The 21,406-nt window shown below is 69.8% G+C and carries 19 protein-coding genes and 1 pseudogene; 9 read left to right on the top strand and 11 right to left on the bottom strand.

All coding sequences use genetic code 11. From position 1 onward, the window contains the following. Positions 1-176: 176 nt before the first annotated feature. The 3 genes from ACFYPA_RS04860 to ACFYPA_RS04850 all read right to left on the bottom strand — a co-directional run bounded on the left by ACFYPA_RS04860 (position 177) and on the right by ACFYPA_RS04850 (position 3,461). Positions 177-1,079: a carbohydrate ABC transporter permease gene (locus tag ACFYPA_RS04860; protein ID WP_359083880.1), complete on the bottom strand. Its 903-nt coding sequence runs from the start codon at positions 1,077-1,079 to the stop codon at positions 177-179. Next, positions 1,076-2,050 (bottom strand): carbohydrate ABC transporter permease, encoded by a 975-nt coding sequence (locus tag ACFYPA_RS04855; protein ID WP_389129517.1) that lies wholly within the window; start codon positions 2,048-2,050, stop codon positions 1,076-1,078. The genes ACFYPA_RS04860 and ACFYPA_RS04855 overlap by 4 nt, the downstream gene beginning before the upstream one ends. 91 nt (positions 2,051-2,141) lie before the next feature. Continuing rightward, complete coding sequence (locus ACFYPA_RS04850) at positions 2,142-3,461, bottom strand: ABC transporter substrate-binding protein (protein WP_359319044.1); 1,320 nt, start codon at positions 3,459-3,461, stop codon at positions 2,142-2,144. A 265-nt stretch (positions 3,462-3,726) separates the two neighbouring features. On the opposite strand from ACFYPA_RS04850, the gene ACFYPA_RS04845 reads away from it, so the two are divergent. Both ACFYPA_RS04845 and ACFYPA_RS04840 read left to right on the top strand, forming a co-directional pair. Beyond that, entirely contained in the window at positions 3,727-6,126 is a 2,400-nt protein-coding gene (locus ACFYPA_RS04845) for a glycoside hydrolase family 2 protein (protein WP_389129514.1), read from the top strand. Then, positions 6,123-7,151 carry a LacI family DNA-binding transcriptional regulator gene (locus tag ACFYPA_RS04840; RefSeq protein WP_389129512.1) on the top strand — a complete coding sequence of 343 codons (1,029 nt, stop codon included), beginning with the start codon at positions 6,123-6,125 and terminating at the stop codon, positions 7,149-7,151. The genes ACFYPA_RS04845 and ACFYPA_RS04840 overlap by 4 nt, the downstream gene beginning before the upstream one ends. 149 nt (positions 7,152-7,300) lie before the next feature. Here ACFYPA_RS04840 and ACFYPA_RS04835 read toward each other — a convergent pair whose 3' ends face one another. Then, positions 7,301-8,440, bottom strand: a complete 1,140-nt coding sequence (locus tag ACFYPA_RS04835; protein ID WP_389130382.1) for a GDSL-type esterase/lipase family protein — start codon at positions 8,438-8,440, stop codon at positions 7,301-7,303. Between the two features lie 70 nt (positions 8,441-8,510). Beyond that, positions 8,511-9,059: a YciI family protein gene (locus ACFYPA_RS04830; protein ID WP_359354254.1), complete on the bottom strand. Its 549-nt coding sequence runs from the start codon at positions 9,057-9,059 to the stop codon at positions 8,511-8,513. Between the two features lie 127 nt (positions 9,060-9,186). Between ACFYPA_RS04830 and ACFYPA_RS04825 the strand changes: the two genes are divergently transcribed. After that, positions 9,187-10,449 (top strand): DUF6357 family protein, encoded by a 1,263-nt coding sequence (locus tag ACFYPA_RS04825; protein ID WP_389129509.1) that lies wholly within the window; start codon positions 9,187-9,189, stop codon positions 10,447-10,449. A gap of 66 nt (positions 10,450-10,515) precedes the next feature. Here the strand turns inward: ACFYPA_RS04825 and ACFYPA_RS04820 are convergent, their stop codons facing one another. Next, positions 10,516-11,256: a class I SAM-dependent methyltransferase gene (locus ACFYPA_RS04820; RefSeq protein ID WP_359083894.1), complete on the bottom strand. Its 741-nt coding sequence runs from the start codon at positions 11,254-11,256 to the stop codon at positions 10,516-10,518. A 219-nt stretch (positions 11,257-11,475) separates the two neighbouring features. On the opposite strand from ACFYPA_RS04820, the gene ACFYPA_RS04815 reads away from it, so the two are divergent. Together ACFYPA_RS04815 and ACFYPA_RS04810 are read left to right on the top strand one after the other, a co-directional pair. Beyond that, positions 11,476-12,039 (top strand): DUF2243 domain-containing protein, encoded by a 564-nt coding sequence (locus ACFYPA_RS04815; protein WP_389129505.1) that lies wholly within the window; start codon positions 11,476-11,478, stop codon positions 12,037-12,039. After that, positions 12,039-12,926 carry a cytochrome c oxidase assembly protein gene (locus ACFYPA_RS04810; RefSeq protein ID WP_389129502.1) on the top strand — a complete coding sequence of 296 codons (888 nt, stop codon included), beginning with the start codon at positions 12,039-12,041 and terminating at the stop codon, positions 12,924-12,926. Before ACFYPA_RS04815 ends, ACFYPA_RS04810 begins: the two co-directional genes overlap by 1 nt. A 660-nt stretch (positions 12,927-13,586) precedes the next feature. Here ACFYPA_RS04810 and ACFYPA_RS04805 read toward each other — a convergent pair. Continuing rightward, the gene (locus tag ACFYPA_RS04805) at positions 13,587-13,913 is read right to left on the bottom strand and encodes a MerR family transcriptional regulator (protein ID WP_359083933.1); all 327 of its coding nucleotides are present in this window, start codon (positions 13,911-13,913) and stop codon (positions 13,587-13,589) included. Between the two features lie 779 nt (positions 13,914-14,692). Between ACFYPA_RS04805 and ACFYPA_RS04800 the strand changes: the two genes are divergently transcribed. Further along, complete coding sequence (locus tag ACFYPA_RS04800; protein WP_359083935.1) at positions 14,693-15,085, top strand: ATP-binding protein; 393 nt, start codon at positions 14,693-14,695, stop codon at positions 15,083-15,085. An 86-nt stretch (positions 15,086-15,171) separates the two neighbouring features. On the opposite strand, the gene ACFYPA_RS04795 is transcribed toward ACFYPA_RS04800, so the two are convergent. Then, complete coding sequence (locus ACFYPA_RS04795) at positions 15,172-16,647, bottom strand: serine/threonine protein kinase (RefSeq protein WP_389129500.1); 1,476 nt, start codon at positions 16,645-16,647, stop codon at positions 15,172-15,174. A gap of 220 nt (positions 16,648-16,867) precedes the next feature. On the opposite strand from ACFYPA_RS04795, the pseudogene ACFYPA_RS04790 reads away from it, so the two are divergent. Together ACFYPA_RS04790 and ACFYPA_RS04785 are read left to right on the top strand one after the other, a co-directional pair. Continuing rightward, positions 16,868-17,212 (top strand): annotated as a pseudogene (locus tag ACFYPA_RS04790) (hypothetical protein); the annotation flags it as partial. A gap of 116 nt (positions 17,213-17,328) precedes the next feature. Further along, on the top strand, positions 17,329-17,877 hold the full coding sequence (locus ACFYPA_RS04785; protein WP_359083938.1) for an LURP-one-related family protein: 549 nt from the start codon (positions 17,329-17,331) through the stop codon (positions 17,875-17,877). A 57-nt stretch (positions 17,878-17,934) separates the two neighbouring features. Here the strand turns inward: ACFYPA_RS04785 and ACFYPA_RS04780 are convergent, their stop codons facing one another. Genes ACFYPA_RS04780 through ACFYPA_RS04770 form a run of 3 tightly spaced genes read right to left on the bottom strand, consistent with a single transcriptional unit; the run spans position 17,935 to position 20,304 of the window. Beyond that, complete coding sequence (locus tag ACFYPA_RS04780) at positions 17,935-18,339, bottom strand: Rid family hydrolase (protein ID WP_359083940.1); 405 nt, start codon at positions 18,337-18,339, stop codon at positions 17,935-17,937. Next, the gene (locus ACFYPA_RS04775; RefSeq protein ID WP_359083941.1) at positions 18,336-19,463 is read right to left on the bottom strand and encodes an enolase C-terminal domain-like protein; all 1,128 of its coding nucleotides are present in this window, start codon (positions 19,461-19,463) and stop codon (positions 18,336-18,338) included. Before ACFYPA_RS04775 ends, ACFYPA_RS04780 begins: the two co-directional genes overlap by 4 nt. 31 nt (positions 19,464-19,494) lie before the next feature. Then, positions 19,495-20,304, bottom strand: coding sequence for a creatininase family protein (locus ACFYPA_RS04770; protein ID WP_359318985.1), 810 nt, complete (start codon positions 20,302-20,304; stop codon positions 19,495-19,497). A 41-nt stretch (positions 20,305-20,345) separates the two neighbouring features. Here ACFYPA_RS04770 and ACFYPA_RS04765 point away from each other — a divergent pair, with 41 nt between their 5' ends. Then, the gene (locus ACFYPA_RS04765) at positions 20,346-21,308 is read left to right on the top strand and encodes an ROK family protein (RefSeq protein WP_359318983.1); all 963 of its coding nucleotides are present in this window, start codon (positions 20,346-20,348) and stop codon (positions 21,306-21,308) included. Positions 21,309-21,406: the final 98 nt, after the last annotated feature.

Raw genomic sequence — 21,406 nt, 5'->3', positions numbered from 1 at the left:
GTGCGTGGGGCTTTCCTTCCTGCCCTTCCGCCCTCCTGCCCTCCCGTGCGCAGGGCAGGGGGACGGCCTCACGCACGCATCCCACCCCTGGTCATCGGCTCGGCCGCGTCGGCCTCGGAGTGGCCGGCCGACGTCCGACGTCAGGTGCGGGCACGCGGCGGGGTGGCCGCCGCCCTCTACTTCGTAGCGCCTTGGGCGAAGCCGTTGTAGATGTATCGCTGCAGGAACAGGAAGATGACCAGGGTGGGGATGATGACGAGAACCGCCCCCGCCGAGATGTTCTCCCAGTGGGCTCCGAACGGTCCCTTGAACCGGAACAGGGCGGTGGATACCGTGCCGAGTTCCTGGGAGGGCATGTAGAGGAAGGGGATGTAGAAGTCGTTGTAGACGGTGATCCCCTTGATGATCACCACGGTCGCGATCGCCGGCTTGAGCAGCGGGAAGATGATCTTGCGGTAGATCGTGAACGAGTTCGCCCCGTCCAGCCGAGCGGCTTCGTCGAGGGACACCGGAATGCCACGGATGAACTGCAGGAAGATGTAGATGGAGACGATGTCCGTGCCCATGTAGAGCAGGATCGGGGCCCATCGGGTGTCGAACAGTCCGAAGCTGTTGACCACCTGGAAGGTGGCGACCTGCGTGGTGACCCCGGGCACGAGGGTGGCGATCAGGAAGAGGCCCATGACGAGCTTCTTGGCCCGGAAGTGGAAACGGTCGATGGCGTAGGCCGTCATCGACCCGATGATCACGGTGCCGGTGATGGAGAACAGCAGGATGAACGCGGTGTTGCCGAAAGCCGTGAGCATGTGGCCGTCGGAGAACGCGGTCGCGTAGTTGCTGAAGTTCAGCCAGTTGCCCGGCAGTGAGAGCGCGCCGCCGTCCGAGGCTTCCTCGGACGTCTTCAAAGACGTGAGGAGGACGACGCTGAGCGGGAGAAGCACCACCAGCGAGGCGATGACGAGCGACAGGTAGATCAGCGTCGGGCCGAAGCGGCCGCGGAGACGAACGCGTCGCGGGTCCGGCACGGGGCGGGTGGGGGCGCCGGTCTGCCGGGCCGTGGTCTGCGGGGCCGTGGTCATACGAGGTCCACCTTTTCGTCGGGCACGAGACGGCGCTGGATCCAGGTGATCAGCAGGATGATCAGCAGCAGCACCACCGCGGCGGCCGAGGCCAGCCCGGTCTTGTTGAACTGGAAGGCGAGCTTCACCGTCTGAATGACGAACGTCGAGGTGCCGGTCGCACCGCCGGTCATGATCCAGGGAATCTCGAAGACGGCGAGCGATCCGGAGATCGCCAGGATGATGCTCAGGCTCAGCACGGGTCGGATGCTGGGCGCGATGATGTGCCGGAACTGCTGCCACCGGGTCGCACCGTCGAGCTGGGCGGCCTCGTAGAGCTCGCCGGGGATCGACTGAATGGCGCCGAGGAAGAGGACGAAGTTCAGGCCCGTGAAGCGCCACACCGATACGCCGGCGAGCGAGGTGTTGGCCGACGCGGGGTCGCCCAGCCAGGCGTGGTCGGACCCCGACCCGAACCAGGACAGCACCGAGTCCAGGGTCCCGCCGTCCTGGAAGAAGTACAGGAAGACGAATCCGATGGCCACGCCGTTGATGAGGTAGGGGAAGAAGAGCAGGCCCTTGAACAGGTTGCGGAACCGCAGATCGAAACTGAGCACCGTGGCGAAGTAGAGGGCGATGGCGATCTGCGCCGCGGACGCTGCCAGGTAGTAGAAGCTCACGAAAAACACCCGGAAGAGCTCGGGCCGGGTGAAGATCTGGACGTAGTTGTCCGCGCCGGTGAAGTTCCGGTCCGGGCTGATCCCGTCCCAGTCCGTGAAGCTGTAATAGATCATGTTGCCCACGGGTACGTAGGTGAACGTGATCAGCAGGACCAGTGGCGCTGCCAGGAACAGCCAAGGGGTCGCGCGGCGGAGCAACCGCCCCCACGCTCCGCGCCCCTGAAGGCGGCTGTTGCCGCTCGTCGTGGTGCTGCGACGTGAGGGCGCCGCACGGTGCGTCCTCACGCGCGCGACCTCGGTCGTCTCGGTCATGTCGGGCCTTTCGTCGTCCGCTTCGTCATCCCGTGTGCGCGGGAGGGCGGGGCCCCGGCCGGTGTCGTGCGGCCGGGGCCCCCTCACCGGTTCAGGAACCGGTGGTCTTCGCTGCCTCGTCCCACCTCTTGTCGAGGTCGGTGAAGTAGTCTTCGAGGCTGCCCTTCTGGGCTCCGCGGGCGATGTCGATCAGCTTCTGGCGGTAGTCGGGCTTGTTGAGCCCGATCTCGGCGGCGTTGTCGATGTCGTTCACCGTGCCCGTCTTGCTCTCCGAGCGCTCCACGAAGGTGACATCGTTGTCAACGAAGTCCTTCAGGGTGGCGGGCATGGGAGCCGACTTGAGAGTGGGGACGGCTCCCTCCTTGGCGGAGTAGCCGGACTTCTCGGTGAACCAGTCGATCCAGGCCCGGGCCGCTTCCTTGTGCTCGGAGTGAGCGTTGACGGCCTGCTGGTAGTCCGACACCAGAGTGGCGCACTGTCCGTTCTCCCGCTGGACGGGGACGGGCATGAAGCTGATGTCGTCCGGGTTCTTCCCCGCCTTCTCGGCTGCGTCCTTCATCTGCGTGATCGACCACGAGCCGACCATCATCGAGCCGATCTCGCCCTTGGCGAGCATGCTCTTCGAGGCTTCCCAGTTGGTGGTGCTGGGGTCCTTCTCGGAGAGCCCGTCCTTGACGATGTCGTACAGCAGGGTGTCGATCACCCCGAGCTCGCTGTCCGGCTTCCACGGCGAGACCGGACCGGCGAGCTTGTTGTTGGCCTCTTCGCTGCACGTGACCGAGCCGATGTTGGCGCTCCACTGGACCAGCGGCCAGCCGTCCTTGAAGTTCGTGTAGTACGGGGTCGCGCCGGTCTTCGACTTGATCGCCTTCAGCCCGGCGAGGAACTCCTCGGGCGAGTTCGGCCAGGCGGTGATGCCGGCCTTCTTCCACAGCGCCTTGTTGTAGACGAAGCCGTTGGCGGTGCCGAACTGGGCAATGCCGTAGACCTTGCTTCCCACGGATGTCTTGTCGCTGAAGCGGTACTTGTCCGACATCTCGATCGACGAACCCAGCGGGGAGAAGAACTTGGGGTAGTCGTTCTTGGAGACCGCGGCCGGGATCATGAGGACGTCGCCGTAGTCCTCCGTGTTCATCCGGATCTTGACTTCGCCCTCGTAGTCGGTCAGGCCTTCGAACTTCACCTTGACCTTGGGGTAGATCTTGTTGAACTCCGCGGCGTAGGCATCCATCGCCCCGTTCTGGACCAGGTCCGTCCGCTGGGTCAGGACCGTGATGGTGCCGGTTGCCTTGCCCGGGTCGGTGGGTGCTTCGGCCATGTCGGTCGAAGGCGCCCCTGCGCCGCTGCATCCCGTCACGGTCAGCGTCGCGATGGCCAAAAGTGCACCTGCGAGCGTCTTGGTCTTCCCCATGTGCCCAACTCCTTCAGATGGCGGCTCAGGTCTGCGGTGGGATGTTGGCACTATGACAGCCAGCGTGTGAACCGGTAAAGCTCTGATTTCCATGACGATGCCCAATCGTTACCAGTCGTCGCGTTGATGCAGGTTGAAGGCTTCTCCGATGGCTGGCGTGTTACGGAACTGTAGCTAGACCGGTTTATGGACAGTGATCGATTGGGAGGCTAAGTTGTGCGGCGTCATACATCTGCCAGCGCGTACCGGGCGATTGGAGCCGCACATGAAGGACGTCACCCCGCTCACCGAAGGCTGGACCCTGCGCCACGGCCAGGACCGGCTCCCGGCCCAGGTCCCCGGCTGCGTCCACACCGACCTGCTTGCCGCCGGAGTCATCCCGGACCCCTTCCTCGAGCTCAACGAGACCGAGGTCGCCTGGGTCGGCCGGCGCTCGTGGACCTATGCCACCGACGTTTCCCACGACAGCCGGCACGAGCGCACCGACCTCGTCTTCGAGGGCCTGGACACCGCTGCCCGGATCGCTCTCGACGGCCGGGAGGTCGGGACGACGCGGAACATGCACCGCACCTACCGATTCGACGTCACGGGCCTGACCGGCCGGCTGGAGGTGAACTTCGCCTCCGCCTACGCGGAGGCCGAGGCGGTACGCGCCGTTACCGGAGACCGGCCCAACGTGTATCCCGAGCCGTTCCAGTACATCCGGAAGATGGCCAGCAGCTTCGGCTGGGACTGGGGACCGACCCTCGTCACTGCCGGCATCTGGCGCCCCGTACGGCTGGAACACTGGTCCACGGCACGCCTCGCGTCCGTCCGTCCGCTCGTCACCGTCGACGGAGCCACGGGCAGCGTCGAGATCAGACTGCGGGTCGAGCGCACGGCCGGAGGGGCGAGCACGAGCCTCCTGGCGCGCGCCGCGGTGGCAGGCGAAAGGGCGGAAGCCCGCGTCGAGGGCGACGAAGCCGTGCTGCGTCTGACCGTCGACCGGCCCCGGCTCTGGTGGCCGCGCGGCTACGGGGACCAGCCCCTCCACGACCTCGACGTCACCCTCCTCGACGAGGAGGGCGCGCTGGACACCTGGCACCGGCGCATCGGTTTCCGCACCCTTGAGCTGGACCGCACCGCCGACGCGCGGGGCTCGGGCTTCACCCTCGTCGTCAACGGCGAGCGGGTGTTCGCCCGCGGCGTCAACTGGATCCCCGACGACGTGTTCCCGTCGCGCGTCACGCCGGAGCGCTACCGCACCCGGCTCGGCCAGGCCGTGGACGCCAACGTCGACCTGGTGCGCGTCTGGGGCGGCGGCATCTACGAGGACGAAGCGTTCTACGACGCCTGTGACGAACTGGGGCTGATGGTCTGGCAGGACTTCCTCTTCGCCTGTGCGGCCTATCCGGAGGAGCAGCCCCTGCGGGGCGAGGTCGAAGCCGAGGCGCGCGACAACGTTGTCCGGCTCATGCCTCACGCCAGCCTGGTCCTGTGGAACGGCAACAACGAGAACCTCTGGGGATTCCGCGACTGGGACTGGGAGCCCGGACTCGCCGGGGACTCGTGGGGCGAGGGCTACTACCTCGGCCTGCTGCCCCGGGTGGTCGCCGAACTCGACCCCACCCGGCACTACACCGCGGGGAGCCCGTGGTCCGGCTCGTGGGACCACCACCCCAACGACCCCGATCACGGCACCTACCACTCCTGGGAGGTGTGGAACCGCCAGGACTACGCCGAGTACCGTGCGAACGTCCCCCGGTTCGTCGCCGAGTTCGGCTGGCAGGCCCCGCCGACGATGGCCACACTCCGACGCGCGCTTCCCGGGGAGGACCTGGCCCCGGCCTCCCCAGGCATGCTGCACCACCAGAAGGCGGAGGACGGCAACGGCAAGCTCGACCGAGGCCTCGCCCGCCACTTCACCCCGCCCGAGGGCGACTTCGACCGGTGGCACTACCTGACCCAGGTCGTCCAGGCCCGTGCCGTCGCCGCCGGGATCGAACACTGGCGCTCCCACTGGCCGGCATGTGCCGGGACCGTCGTCTGGCAGCTCAACGACTGCTGGCCGGTGAGCTCCTGGGCCGCGGTCGACGGGGACGGCCGCCTGAAGCCGCTCCATCACGAACTGCGCCGCGTCTACGCGGACCGGCTCCTGACCCTGCAGCCCAGCGACGAGGGCCTCGTCCTCGCCGCCGTCAACCAGGCCGCCACGGAATGGCGTACCGCGGTGACACTGCGCCGCCTGGTGGCCGACGGTGCGACGGTCAGCCACAGCACACACGAGGTGACCGTGGCCGCGCGCTCCGTCGCGCGGCTGCCGGTCCTCCCCGAACTGGTGCCTGACGAACGCACCGCCAAGGAGTTCCTCGCAGCCGACGCGGACGGCCTGCGGGCCACGTACTTCCCCGTGCCCGACAAGGAGTTCGCCTATGTGCGGCCCGCGTTCGCCGTCGAGGTGGAACCTGTTTCCGGCAGCGACGGTGACGTCGACGTCGTCGTTGACGCGCACACCCTCGTCAGGGACCTTCTGCTGCAGGCGGACCGGTTGAGCCCCGACGCCACCGCCGACCGCGGTCTCACCACGTTGCTGCCCGGCGAGCAGGTCCGGATCCGGGTCGCCGGCTGCGGCGATGTCGCCGCGGATGACGTACGCGCCGCCTTGTTCTGCGCGGATACGAAGTGAACGGTACGGCACGCATCACCATCAAGGACGTCGCAGCCCGGGCCGGAGTCTCCAAGGGGGCCGTCTCCCTGGCGTTCAACAACAAGCGGGGCGTTTCGGAGGTCACCCGCGAACGCATCTTCGAAGCCGCCCGGGAACTGAGCTGGGCACCGAACCGGACCGCCCGCAGCCTCTCCAGCCGGCGAGTCGACATCATCGGCCTCGCCCTGTGCCGCCCGGCCCGGCTGCTGGGCCTGGAACCGTTCTACATGGACTTCATCTCCGGCATCGAGAGCGTGCTGGCCGAACGGTCGTGTTCACTGCTTCTGCGCCTGGTGCGCGATGTCGACGAAGAGATCGACCTCTACAGGACCTGGTGGCGGAGCCGGACGATCGCGGGCGCCGTCCTGGTCGACTTCCAGGAGAACGACCCGCGGGTTCCCGCGCTCCAGGCCGTCGGCCTGCCCGCGGTGGCCGTCGGGCACCCGTCACTCACCGGAGCCTTCCCCGCGGTGTGGACCGACGATGCCACGGCGACGGCCGAGGCCGTCCGCTATCTGGCCGCGCTCGGCCACCGGCGCCTCGCACGGGTCGGTGGCCCGGCCGGGTTCGGGCACAGCGCCATCCGGACCGCGGCCTTCGCCGCGACGGTGCGTGAGCTCGGACTGGAGGAAGGGCGCCAGACAGCGACCGGATTCGACGAGAGGGAAGGGGCGCGTGCGACCCGCGCACTCCTTCTGGCGCCGGAGCGCCCCACCGCCATCATCTACGACAACGACATCATGGCGGTCGCCGGCGCCGGCGTCGCGGCAGAGATGGGTTTCGTGGTCCCGGACGACCTTTCCCTGCTCGCATGGGACGACTCCCAACTGTGCCGGATAACCCATCCCACCCTGTCAGCGATGAGTCACGACGTGCACCACTTCGGTGCGGAGGTCGCCCGAACCCTGTTCTCCCTGATCGAAGGCGCGCACACCGGAGCCCTCCAGGTCCCGACTCCGTCACTCACTCCGAGGGGATCCACCGCACCGGCACCGCGTCAGTAGGCGGCCGTCGCGGACCGGTCGAGGCCCGTGCCCCGTGGCCGGGGCACGGGCCTCGGTACGAAGGCGCTGATCGCGCCGACGAGACCGGCCGGAGGTCCGAGCGGGGTCAGGCGAACCGCGTTCGGGATCCCGCAGTTCAAGGAGCAAGCTCAGCGGAAGGGGCCGTCCTGCGCGAAGGCGTGGGCAGCGAAGCGCCTGCCCATGCGGCGGTACGCGGCGGCGTTGGGGTGAAGGCCGTCGGTCAGGTCGTCTGCCCCGTCCGGGCCGAGCAGCTCTCGTCCGTCGAGGTAGTGGAGGTGTGGATCGGACGCACGTCGTGCCGCAGCGATCCGGGCCAGCTCGGCACGGACCACCGTCAGCGACAATGCGCCGCCGGCCACATCGCCCGGGTCGCCCAGGGCAGCGAGCCTCCCGTCCGGTCCGATCGCGGCCGGGCCGGGCACTTGCTCAAGGGCTGGACAGCTCACCGGGGAGATCAACAGCAGCGGGGTGTCCGGGTGGCCGTCCCGGATCGTGTCCAGGAATCCGTGTACCGCCGGCCCGAACGTCCGCAGCCGGAAGGCGGACAGGCTCACGATGTTGATGCCCACCTTGAGGCTGATCAGATCGGCGGGCATGTCGCGGATCGTGCGGGCGACGTAGGGATCAAGCAGCGCGTTGCCCGCCTGGCTGAGGTTGATCACCTCCACCCCTCCGAGCGCGGCTGCCACCACCGGCCAGGTCCCGGTCGGGCCGTCGGCATCGATGCAGTGGCTGATGGAACTGCCGTGGTGCGCCCAGCGGCGCCGCCCGTCCGGCAGCGGCGCCAGCACCTCGCCGTCGGCGCGCAGGGCCACCAGTTCCGTAGGGGTCTGCTGGGGAAGCCACAGCTCGACGTTCTTCATGCCGGCCGGCAGTCCGGCGAACCGTACGGTCCCGGGCTTGCCCGGGACGAGTCGCTGTCGGGCCCCGGGGCTCGCCATCCGGAGCACGTTGCCCACAGGCGCCTGCTGACGCCCGGCCAGTGCGCCGTCCACCAACAACTCCAGCATTCCGGTCGGGCGGGGGTGGAGGTCGGTGTCGAGCCGGCCGGTGGAGGTGAGTACCTCGAACTCCAATGCGCACGCATCGGTGCGGAACACCAGCCGCACCCCCGACGGCATCAAGGTCGCCCCGTAGACCGACGGGTCCTGGTACTGCTCCTTGGTCCACGCGGGCAACCGGCGCGGCATCACCCCCGCCGACGTGGTCTCCAGGTCCAGCGCGCCCCGCAACTCCACCGGCCCGCCCACCAGTGGGACCGCCCGCATCGTCACCGTCACCCCTCCTGTCCCAGGTCAACGCGCTGCGTAGATCGCATCGGCCCGGTGCCTGTGTCGTTCATCGACGCCCGCCGAACTCCCAGTCGTGGACCTCGATATCCGCATACCGGTCCTGAGTCAGGACGGCGCGTGCCGTCCCCGGGTCCGGGGCCCTGAGCAGCACCGCCGTACCCAGCCAGGTGACGCCGTCGTCGGACAGCAGCGGCCCGTACGCGATCAGCTCGTCCCGGTCGGGCGGCAGAGCGAGGTCGGCGGCCGGGCCCTCGCCGAGGCCGAGCACCAGGTACCGGTTGCCACTGTTCCGGTCACCGGGAAAATCCCACATGGTGCGCCCCAGCACGTTGCGCCACCGGCGCAGCAGCACGTCCCGGTACGCACCGGCCTGGTAGTTGGGCTCGTCGAAGGCGAACGTACGGGCAGCGGCCGGGCCGGGCAGATCGACGATATGCACGCTTCCCGTCGGCGTTTCCCCGTCATCGGCGAAGGTCGGGCCGCGAGCGATCAGCTCCTCGGCGTACCGGTCCATGTAGGACCAGTGCTCCTCCGTCAGCTCCTCGCGCAACGCGAGGGAGCCCAGCCGGTCTCGGTGGTAGCAGAAGTACTCCATGACACCAGACCCTTCCTCACCGCGGACCCCATCTCAACCGGCTTTCGGCGCCCACGACCCCGAGTCGTCGCGGAAGTCGCCCATCTCGTCGGACAGGCCATCTCGTCGGACAGGGAAGACTGAGGCCATGAGAGACATCGTTTTCACCCGCGAGAGCGGCTGGATCCCGAAGGTGGCCAGCGAGGACGGTGAACTGAAGCTGATGCTCGGTGCCGGGGCCGACGCCAACCACGAGCCTCGTACGTTCACCTTCCCGATCGGCGAAGCCCATCTTGCGGTGATTCGGATGGACTTGGCCAGACATCTGCTGCTGTGGAGCGCGGTCCTTCCGCTGTGCGACGCCGCAGGAACCCGGGGCCGGCTCGACGAGAACGCCGCCGTCGCGCTCCTGGACCCGATCCTCCTCTCCGCGCCCGCGGACGTCGACGCGCTCTTCGGGCGCATCCGGTGGGACAGGGGTCGGCTCATCGCCCATGGGGCTGACATCGATCTGCTCCAGCGCGGTCAGGTCTGCGCGGCGATGCGGGCGGCGACAGAGACGTCCAACGGGAAACGGGCCCAGGAGTACCACGCGGAGCACCGTCGCGCCGAACGTGGAGTAGTCCTCGGCCCACTCGACGCCGCCGTTCTGAAGTACACGGGCCAGTACCTGCACGGCGCGACGACTCCGAGGCGGATGCCCGAGGCGGTCGACCCCGCGTTGCTGCCCGAGGTCATGCGCGTGATCGCCACTGCGGAGCAGGCGTGCGCCGGAACGCGGATCAGCCGCGACCCGAGACGGGGAAAACGCGCCACGGACAAACGCGACTGGGACCGCATGGCGACGACGGTGGACGCGGCCGTGCGCCGTGCACACCCTGCGCTCGCCGAGGACGCGGTGCGTACGGTGAGCTTCCTGATGTGCTCGGAAGCTGCCGACCGCTCCAGGAACACGCCCATGAATGACGACGGTGGGACTGACGGCGACCGCGCCACCTCCGGCGGGAGGGGGAGGAAGCCGACTCTGACGTACACGGACGACAAGGGCCACGAGAAGAAGTGGTTCCCGGGCAGTCCCCGGACGGCCACCGCGGAGTTCTGGGAGTTCGTCGGCGAGCACTCTGCCGCGGACAACGAGGTGTTCACCATCGAGGACGAGGAGAGGGGCGAGGGTATCCAGCTCCACTTCTACGCGGACTCCCTCGCTCGCGTGACGACGGTGAACGAGGGCGAAGGCGGGGCGGAGCCGGAGTACCGGGTCGAGTACAGCCTGGTGGACGGGATCGGCGGGTACCGAAACCTGGTGAGCGCCTTCGTCCGCGGCGGCTGCGTCGCACTTGAACGGCACGGCCCCTGGATGTCGGATGTCGCCGAGTTCGAGCGGGCGCGCCGACGGCGCGACGCCCAGTAGCCCGCGAACGGCACAGTCGGAAGGACCTGCGAAGGAGCGAGCGGGTACGTCTCGGTGCGGCTGTGCTTACGGTTTGTGGGTGACCCAGAGCATTTCTGCCGGCCAGCGGTGTGCCCAGTCAGGTGGGTCGGTCTGGTTGTAGCCGTTGGCTGTTCCGGGTTCGGGCCGCGGCTCGATGAGGTCGTCGACGACGAGGCCCGCGCCGCGCAGGACCCTGATCCAGTCGCCGTAGGTGAGCTGGTAGCTGACCGCACCCTGGTCTTCGGCGATGGTGTCCAGCCCGAAGTAATCCTGGTGCAGCGTCGTGGTGGCACGGCCGGCGGCTTCGTCGTAGCAGGCTTCGAACCATGGGCTGGCGACGTTGAACACCAGGCGCCCACCGCGGCGCAGGATGCGTGCGGCCTGGGGGACGGCCAGGTGCGGGGGCGCCCAGCTGAGCCCGCCGTAGTCGCAGAACACCAGGTCGAAGGTGTCGGCGGCGAACGGGAGGTGTTCGGCGGCGCCTTGCACCAGCGGGTAGCGGGCCGCTCCCATCGCGCGATCCGCCGCGGCGAGCTGGGCCTCGGACAGGTCGAGCCCGACCACGGTGGCGCCCTCAGCGGCGAGCGCCCTGGACCACTGGCCGGCGCCGCAGCCGAGTTCGAGGACGCGCTTGCCGGTGACGTCGCCCAGGGCGTGCAGGCGCGCGTCGGGGATGGCGTACGTGCCCCACAGTCGGGGCGTCGCGCCGATCTGCGGGTCGTGCTTGTGCTGGTAGGCGCTGCTGATCTGGTTCCAGAACCGCCGGTTGGCAGGAATGCTGTCCACGCGCCGACTCAAGCACTGCCTGCCGGGGGCGGTCAACACGATTGTGCTGCGACCGGGAAGGTCCACCGGTTCACGGCCTGGCTCACCCATGAGCCAGTTGCCCAGCCTGTGGGTACCGCAGGGCTGGATGAACAGCCCCTCCGTTACGGGCGGCGCGAGGTCGGGAAAGCGTGCTGTTCGGGGCTCGGGTTCTTTGTGCGTCGGCGGAGAGGGCGGACGGTGGCCATCAGTAGAGGTGAGACGCGCACGGAGGAGGGGCCCAGGAGCCTTCAGCTGCCGGGGACGGTGCTGGGGGTGGGGCTGGGCGGCTTCGTCGACGGGATCCTGCTGCACCAGCTCCTTCAGTGGCATCACATGCTGACGAGCACGAACGACGACCGGATCGGAGTGAAGTACTACTCACCGAACACGGTCTCCGGCCTGGAGATGAACACCGTGTGGGACGGCGTCTTCCACGCGATCTGCTGGGTGGCGGTGCTGCTGGGGCTGGGCATCCTGTACGCGCGCGTGACGCACAACCGGCGGCGTGTGTGGACTTCCCGCGTGCTGTGGGGATGGATTCTGGCGGGCTGGGGCCTGTTCAACATCGTCGAAGGCCTTCTGGACCATCAGATCCTCGGCATCCACCACGTCCACGGCGGTTCGTACCGGATCTGGTGGGACATGGGCTTCCTGCTCCTGGGCGTCATCCTCCTGATCGGCGGCTACCTGCTGCAGCGCGGCGGGCGGCCTTATGACCCCGAGGCTCCTGACATCACCGAGCGGGTCGGGCGGCAGATCTGATGGGCGGCGACACGCACCACACGCACGGTGGAGGTGCGGGGGGCGCCGGGTGGGAGGCCCTGCTGCCCGTTGCGGCGGTCGTGCTGCTTGCGGTCGTCTACCTTCTGCTCACGCGCCGGGCCGGTGTGCGTAACCCCGCGCTGGGGTGGGGGCGGTGGCGGACGGTGAGTTTCCTGAGCGGATGCGCGGTTCTGGCGGGGGCGCTGTTGCCGCCCGTGGCACCGTTCGCGCACGCGGACTTCCGAGGTCACATGCTCCAGCACATGCTCATCGGCATGTACGCGCCCCTTGGCCTGGTGCTGGGCGCCCCGGTCACCCTGCTGCTGCGGACGCTGCCCGCCGCACAGGCCCGCCGTGTGACCGGCCTGCTGCACAGCCGGCCGTTGCGCGTGGTCGCCCACCCGGTCACGGCTCTGATGCTGAGCACGGGCACGCTGGCGGTGCTGTACTTCACGCCGCTGTTCGACGCGACCATGGAGCAACCGGCCCCGCACGGGCTCATGCACGCTCATTTCCTGCTGTCGGGGTGCTTGTTCGCCTGGGTGATCGCCGGCCCCGACCCCGCGCCTGCCCGGCCCGGGGTGCCGGCCCGCCTGGTGGTCCTGGGCGTGGCGGTGGCCGCGCACGCCACGATCTCCCAGTTGATGTACGGCGGATTCCTCATCGACGTGCACGCTCCGATTCCCCAGGTCCGAGGCGGTGCGGAGATCATGTACTACGGCGGGGACATCGCCGAGTTGCTGCTGGCCGCGGCCCTGGTGGCGAGCTGGCGGCCGGCTCGCCACCGGCAGCGTGTCGCCGCGCGGCCCGCCGAGGTGTCCGTGACAGGAACAGCGAGACCCCGCAATACCGCTTCGACGGGCCCGAGGACGCACCGGTCCTGGTGATCTTGTAGACGATGTCCAGCGGGGTCTTTGCCGGGTCAGCCGCGCAGGGCCGACGCGAAGATGCCGGGCAGGCGCGATGGCCGCGGATCGGTCGCGTAGTGGGTGAGACGAGCCGAGCCCGGCGCCTATCGCGACTACACCCCGAATGCGATCTCGGTGCCGTCGGCGGAGACGACACGGCCTCGGCTGCGGCCGACTGCTCTCGAGCTGTTGACATATTCATCTCTCCGGTTCACGTAGGGGCCGTACTGCCGTGGTGTGCGTTACTGCCGATAGGACCCCCCGCAGGGCAGAAAGCTCATCGGTGGGCCGGCCGGCAGATAGCTGGCGGCCGGCGACGGACACGCCGGTGTGGGGGACCCTGACGGGCCGACCTCGAACGAGAAGGGCCGGGCGGCCGGCGAGGGCGCCATCCGCGCGGCACCGGCCACCGCGACGCGGGAACGCCGCACCGTGCGATGCCGGGTGACGCCCACGGACGCCCGCAAGCTCGAGCCGCCAGGACCCAGGGCCGGCCACGTGGCCCTGGATGGCCGGCGGGCCGGACCCCAGCGCTCCCGGGGCCTCGGGGCCGTCCTCCAGTACTTCCGCAACAGGCCCTGGTCTCAGTCCCACCCGAACGGTCCCACCCGGGCACCGGGATGCGGTGGGGCCTGCGTGCTACTGGCTGTGGTTCGGGGCGTGAGCCCGGTACTGGGCGTTGATGCGCTGGGCTTCTTCGAGCTGGTCCTCGAGGATGACGATGCGGCAGGCGGCCTCGATGGGGGTGCCCTGGTCGACGAGTTCCCGGGCGCGGGCGGCGATGCGCAGTTGGTAGCGGGAGTAGCGGCGGTGGCCGCCCGCGGAGCGCAGCGGGGTGATGAGGCGGGCTTCGCCGATCGCGCGGAGGAAGCCCTGGGTGGTGTTGAGCATTTCGGCGGCCCGGCCCATGGTGTAGGCGGGGTAGTCGTCGTCATCGAGACGTCCGAACGAGTCGTCCGCTGTCATCTCACCTCTCTGTGGAACACGCTGGAGGGGCCCGGGTGCCATGTGGCACCCGGGCCCCGAAGGAACTGCTACACCATCTGCCGACCCTGATCCTGCGTCGGCCTTCTGTTTCCGCAGACCCGACCTTGATGCTGTCGGGGGTGCGGGGATCGCGGTTGCTTGACCGGAGACCACCTCACTATCGATGTCCTGCGGTACCCGGGCTCTGTCATTCCGCCCGGGCGATCCTGATGGCGCCTTGCTCCTCCGTTCTTTCCCTCTGGATGAACTGCGTATCGCTGGTGGCCTTCAACAGCGCCACTCCGGCAGCCAGCCCCGTCGCCCGTCCTGCGTCTGCTCCGGCTTGGAACCCCACTGCCGAACCTCCCGGCACGCGCGCCCGCAGTCAGACGCCTTTACCGGGGAACTACTCCAAACCGCGCTGCTGGTACTGCTCCTGGCGGCCCCTGATCACTGCGGGCCCCCCGGTCCGGTCGTCAGTCCCGTCGCCGCCCTGCAACTGCTCTGGCTTCGAAACTCCACCACCGCACCGCACTGCACTTGCGGGTACTTCTGCCCGGCAGTTCATCCCTGCCGGGCCGTTCTCGATCTCGGCTACGAGAGAAACCTTAGTCACGCCCACCCCTCGATGTCTACTCCGGCCGAAAGAGATTTTCGGGTGTTCGACCGTGAGGTAGTCACCGTCGAACGCACAGAAGCAGGGTTGCGGAGTCCCGGGCCGGGCAGAAGGTGCCGCAGAGGGCAGACCGGGCGTTGACGATCCAGAGACGAGTGACCTGATGGACACGATGAGCGTCAACGCCACAGCCGACCGGTCCACGACCGCGGTCGCCGACGCACGTGATGCCACGCGGGTGTTCCTGGAAGCTCTCGGGCAGCCAGGTCTCGCCCCCGAAGCGGGCGACACCGTCGCCCTGGTGGTGTCCGAGCTCGCCACCAACGCGCTGCGCCACGGCGGTGGAAGCTTCACGCTCCGCCTGACCGCCCACCCCGACACCATCGAGGTGGCCGTCGACGACACCAGCCCGTGGGAGCCCCGCATGCGCACCCCCGACCTGAGCGGCGGCACGGGAGGCTTCGGCTGGCCCATGGTCAACCGCCTTGCCCACACCACAGCCGTGACCCAGCGGCCGGCCGGCGGAAAGACGGTGAGCGCCGTCCTCGCACGGTAGCGCCTAGAAGGCCCTCTCCTCACCGTGCGGCGTTCAACGCTACGCGGCCATGGAGAGCGTCACCGCGCCGGCTGGTTGGCCCTGTTCTACGGAGCCCTGTCCTCGGCTGCTTCTGTCTTCTTTGCCTGGCCGGGCGGTTGGTGGGGGGTCTCGGTCGCGGTGGCGTCCGGTGTCGCTGGTGCGGATGTGCTTCCGTTGCTCGGCGTAATCGGTGCAGTCGGTGCAGTCGGAGTCTTGGATGTCGTGGGTGCCGTGCTTGGGGTGGGTGCCGCAGTGGGTGTCGGGCTGTGTGCATCCGGGGTGTCAGCAGGTTCGCCGACCGGACTGGGGGAAGCGGAGCGGACGCTGAGCCCCGGGGCGTCTTCGAGGTGTGTCGCCACAGTGGCGCCGTGATCGGAGGGCCGCGTCGCCGGAGACGGCGCGACCGCCTTCCGCTGTCCTGCGGTGCCGGAGGCCTCCGGTGTTCCGGCGGGGGCGCCGGAGGCCCTGGTCGTGTTCCGGTCGGTGTCCTGAGGAGCGGAGCTGCCGGTGACGGCGAATGCGGTTGCCACGACAGCGGCGAGTGCGACAGTCGTGCCGGCTATGAGGGTGCGTCCACGCGCGGGCGCACTTCGAGCGGTGCCCTGCTCCCTGACGAGCGCCGGATTCAGGTGCGTGTGGTCTGTCGCCCCCGGCGCCTCCCGGCTGGGCACGAGGGGCGTGGTGGGCCCCGACGAGCCGGCCGCCACGGGAACCGTGTCGGCCAACGTCGCCAGAATGCGGGCGCAGTCGCGGGCTGTCGGGCGGTTCTGCTCGTCCAGGGCCGTCATCTCCCGTAGCACCCGGCTCAGTTCTTCGGGCACCCCGTGAGGCAGGACGGGGCGACGGTGCAGTCGTGCGATGGCGGCCTCAAGGGGGCCGCCGTCGTACTCGAGCCTGCCCGTGAGGCATTCGAGCAGCACCAGGCCGAGGGCGTAGACATCGGCGGGCCGGCCGACGGGCTGGCCGAGTACCTGCTCGGGGGAGAGATAGGCGGCGGTGCCCATGAGCGTGCCGGTGGTGGTGCGGGTAGTGGTGTCCAGCAACCGGGAGATGCCGAAGTCGGCCAGATGGGGCCGGTTGGCAGCGTCCAGGAGAATGTTGGACGGTTTGACGTCCCGGTGGACGATTCCCGCTTGGTGCGCGTGAGCCAGCGCCTGGGCGAGGCCGGCCCCGAGCGCGGCGGACACGCCGGGGGGCAGCGGCCCCGCGGTGATGCGGTCCTTGAGCGTGGCGCCTTCGATCAGCTGCATGATCAGGAAGTCGCGTCCGTCGTGCTGCCCGGCGTCGAAGGCGGTGACAAGTCCGGGGTGATGCAGCCGGGCCAGGATCACTGCTTCGTCGTACCAGCTGTCCTCGTTGTTGATGCAGGCATCAGGCCGGAAGATCTTGACCGCGACCGGTCGTCTCAACCGCAGATCGAAACCCCGGTGGACATCCGCAGCACCACCCGAGCCGAGAGGCCCGTCAAGACGGTACCGGCCACTCAGCACCTCGGTGGAGCACCGGGAAGCTGTCGCCTGAGCAAAGTCGCGAAGCCTCATTTCCTCTCCCACTGCATCGGAGGGCTCTTACTCTTCGGCGAGCCGGGGGCCGACGCGCCTCCGAACGCGAGTACCCGCGAAGAGGCGGAGTAGCCCCGCGTCCTCGCAGGCAGAGACGAAAGCGGGCGGAGGCGCAGCGCCGCTGAGGGGGCCCGTCGGCACGGTGATACTGGGGAAGGGCTCCGGGCGGCCGGCAGGCGGGCAGCGCTGACCGGATGGGTTGCGCGGCATGGGCGACCACACACGCGCCGCCGCGGACATGGCGGCGGCGGTGGAACTGGTCCGGGCCGACCCACGGGTGGACGCGGACCGGATCGCACTCTGGTTCTTCTCGGGCGGCGGCCCGCTGCCGGCGCTTTGGCTGAGGCGGCCCTACGGTGCGCGCACCGAGGTGAACGACGTACCGAACGGCCGTCACACGTTGGACGCCCTCGACCGGACGGAGGAATCGCGCGAGGCGGTGCACCGCGCGATGCGCTGGGTGAGGGGACTGTGTCCCCGCGCCTTTGGGCGACGCCTCAGGCGTACGCGTGAGGTGCCTGTCCGCCTGGGCACCTGTGCCTGAGGCGTCCGGGACGTCTGTCCGAAGGTGCGGGTCTGCCGCGAGCGGGATAGGAAAGGTGGGACTGCCGTCACGGAGCCCGGTCCTATTCCCTCGACGGACGGCGGGAAGGATGCGCAATGTTCCAGGAGCGCAAGGATCGCCGCCACGCCAATCGCGCGTTCGACCACGGCGAGGGCGTGACCCGCTTTCTGATGCGGCAGAAGATGATCTCCATCGGCACCGATTACTGGATCGACGACGAGTCCGGCGACCACCGCTACAAGGTCAACGGCAAGGCCCTGCGGGCGCGCCGGACCTATCACATCGAGGACCGCGACGGCCGGCGCGTCGCGACGGTGCAGAGCCGGCCGCTGCGGATCAAGGACTCGATGGCGATCGAGGACGGCGACGGCCGGCGCGTGGCCATCGTCAAGAAGGCCGTCGTCGGACCGCTGCGCGACCGGTGGCGCATCAAGCAGGAGGACGGCGACGACCTGCGCGTGGTCGGCAACATCCTCGACCACGAGTACACGATCGAGCGGGACGGCTACAAAGTGGCCGAGGTGTCGAAGAAGTGGTTCCGCATCCGGGACACCTACGGCCTCGACGTCGGGCCGGGGGCCGACCCCACCACCGTCCTGGCGGCGGCGGTCGCCATCGACGCGATGGCCCACCCCGGGGACTGACGGGCGCGGCGGGCCGGACCGTACGACGACGGTCCGGCCCGCAGACGCGTACCCGGATCAGGGATTCCGGCGCAGCGCCACCACGTCGATCTCCACCAGGATGCCCATCAGTTCCGAGCCCACCGTGGTGCGGACCGGACGCGGATCGCCGAAGTGCTCCCGGTAGACCCGGTCGAAGCCCGCGAAGTCACGGTGCACGTCCTGGAGATGGACCGTCGCCTTCACCACGTCGTCGAGCGTCAGCCCGTCCGTGGCGAGGAGGGCGCTCACGTTCGCGAGGACCTGGCGGGTCTGTTCCTCGATGGTGTCGCCCAGCGCGCCCGTGACCGGGTCCTGCGGGCCGAACCCGGAGGTGAACAGGTACGGGCCCGCCGCGATGCCCTGGCTGTACCCGCCGATCGGCGCGGGCGCACCGGCCGTGGTGACGGCGCGGCGGTCCTTGCGGAGGCTGTCGTCCGTCACTTGGTCAGGTCTCCTTCGCGTGCGTTGACCCCGGCGTAGTGACGGAGCTTCTCCTCGTCGACGGTGACACCGAGCCCCGGCCCGTCCGGCACCCGCAGGCTGCCGTTCTCCAGCGTGAGCGGCTCGATGATGTCGTCCGCGTGCAGGTAGTACATGGAGTCGATGGCACGCGACAGGACCGGGGTGCTGGCGACGACCGCCAGATGCGCGGCCGTCGCGATGCCCAGCTCGCCGCCGCTGTGCAGGTTCATGCCGAGGCCGAACGTCTCGCAGTGCGCGGCGAGCGCCTTCGTCGCGGAGATGCCGCCCCACTTGTAGACGTCACCGTGGATCACGTCGACCGCGTTGAGGCGCATCGCGGGCGCGAAGTCCTCGAAGCGGACCACGCACATGTTGGTGCACAGCGGGATACGCACCTTCTGGCGGACCTGGCTCATTCCCTCGATCCCGACGCACGGGTCCTCCAGGTACTCCAGGTCCAGCTCCTCCAGCGCGATGCCGGCCCGGATCGAGTCCGGCACCGACCAGGCGGCGTTCGGGTCGACGCGCAGGTTCACCTCGGGCAGCGCGGTGCGCACCGCCCGCAGGATCGCGACATCGCCCTGGACGTCCTTGGTGCCCTTGAGCTTCACGGCCGTGAACCCGCCCTCGGCCACCACCCGCTCGGTGTGCTCGGCCAGTGCCCGCGGCAGGTCGCCCGCGGCGGCGCCGGGTGCGTCGGCCCGGGTGATCAGCGCGGTCAGCGGCACCTCGTCGCGGACCGGTCCGCCCAGCAGGTCGGTCACCGACTGCCCGGTGGCCTTGCCCATGGCGTCCCAGCAGGCCACGTCGATCGCGGCCAGCGCGGCGTAACCCAGGTAGCCGTAGAAGAACGGCACCATGTGGTGGCGGCGGTGGAAGGACTCCAGGGCGAAGGGGCTGGTGCCGATCAGGTCCTCGGCGAGATCGCGGACGATCGCGGCGACGGGGCGGCCCCACATCGTCTCGCCCCAGCCCTCCACGCCCGTGTCCGTCCTGATGCGCACGACCGTGCGCGTCTCTCCGGTCTTCGTCTCGAACGAGCTGGTGAACGGGTTGACCAGCGGCAGATTGACGACGTGGACGTCGACCTCGGTGATCTTCATGAAGGGTTCCTTACGTGTGAGGGGTGGGGGGTCATGCGAGAGGGCGCGACGCGGCGTCGAAGGCGAGGACCGCGCGGGCCAGGCCGCGGGCGCGCCGGTCGAGCAGACGCTCACCGTGCGCGGCGTCGGCCTCGCCCGCGTCGTCGGTGGCGCCGCCCACCCGCTCCCACTCGCCGTGCCGCTCCACGGTCAGACCGGGGTAGGGCGGCCTGTCGAACAGGGCCGGCGGGTCGACCGGCGTGTGCCGGGCTCGCTCGGTACGGACCAGCGACGGCTGAGCGGCCAGCATCAGCGACGTCTCGAACCAGCCCGCGTGCCCGGGCACCAGCTCCGCGTGCCGCACGTCGGGGTCGTCCGCGTCGGCCTCGGCCTCACCGGTGTCCGTGAGCGTCCAGTACGAGCAAGCGGCCGCGGTGACGTCGGCCCGCAGCGCGAATCGCTTGACCGCGAGCCGCATGATCTCGTCGTTGCCGCCGTGCCCGTTGACGACGAGCACCCGGCGGTAGCCGCACGCGGCCAGCGAGTCGAGGAGTTCGTCCAGGACCATGCCGAGGACCGGCGCGGACAGGGTCAGCGCCGCCGCGAACAGATGGTGCGGGCTGTGCCCGTACGGCAGCGTCGGCAGGCGTACGAGACCGGGCACGTCCTCGCCCGCGGCGGCCCGTTCGTCGAGCAGGGCCAGGGCCCGGGAGACGACGGCGTCGGCGAGCATCGTGTCCGTGCCCATCGGCAGGTGCTCGGCGTGCTGCTCCTGCGAACCGATCGGCAGGACGGCGATGGCGTCGGCCGCCGCTGCCCGCGTCTCGCGCCAGGTGGCCTCGGTCAGGTTGCGGTGGGTCATGCCGCTGTCTCCCCGGTCCGGGGGCATGACAGAGTCGGCGCATGGCGCATGAACGTAATCCTTTGCGGTTGGTACCCGATCCGCAGCCGGAGGAGCCGGCCGGTCGGGACGTCGGTGTGCTGGGCGCCGCCGAGGTACTGCCCGGACTGGTGCGTGCCGCGCTGCTCACCCGCACCGGTGCCGTCCGCGGGCGGGCGGAGGCCCGCTTCGACGCGGGCAGCGCCGATCCGGCCGCCGTCGACGCGGCGCTGCGGGAGGCGGCCGCGGTGTTCGCGGGGCAGGACCTGCTCGGCGTGGGTGTGGCCGCGGCCGGTGTGGTGGACCCGGCGGCGGGCCGGATCATCGAGGTGAACGACGCCCCGGCGCTGCGCGGCTACCCCGTCGCCGCCCGGCTCACCGAGCTGGCCGGCGCCCCGGTGCGGATCGAGCACCGGGCGCGGGTGCAGGTGCTCGGCGACCGCTGGTTCGGCGCGGGACGCGGCCGGCGCTCGTTCGCCTCTGTCGCGACCGGTGAGGTCCTCGGCGTCGGCATCCTGTACGACGGGGAGGTGCTGGCCCCGGCCGGTGGCCGCAGCGGCGCGCATATGACGGTCACCGCGAGCGGCGAGCTCTGCACCTGCGGACGGCGCGGCTGCTGGAAGACCGTGGCGACGACCCGCTGGCTGCGCGAGCGCGCCGCCGAGCAGGGGTTCGCTCCCGAGGCGGCCACCCTGGCGGCGTTGACGGCGTCCGGCGCCCCGGCCGCCGCCGATCTCGTCACGCGGTACGCGGAGAACCTGGTGCTCGGCCTGGCCACCGTCCAGCAGCTCTTCGCGTGCGGACTGTTCGTCCTGCACGGCGAGGCGCTCGACGGCGGCGAGCCGTTCAGGGCCCTGGTCGAGTCCAGGCTGCGCGCCGATGCGCTCGGCGGGGGTGAGGTCCCCACCGTGGTGCTCGGCGAGGCCGCGGACACCGGCGCACTGCTCGGGGCGGCGGGCCTGGTCCTGTCGGGGCCCCGGGCTTAGGAAGGGCCCCGGCGTCGGGGACGCCCCCGGCGTCGGGAGGGGCCCCGGCCCTGCGGAAAGCCTCGCCGATCGGGACGGGTCCGCGTGCTGCGGTGCGC

The organism is Streptomyces sp. NPDC005775 (assembly GCF_042871565.1).
Lineage (GTDB): Bacteria > Actinomycetota > Actinomycetes > Streptomycetales > Streptomycetaceae > Streptomyces.
This window is presented reverse-complemented; position numbering and strand designations above follow the sequence as displayed.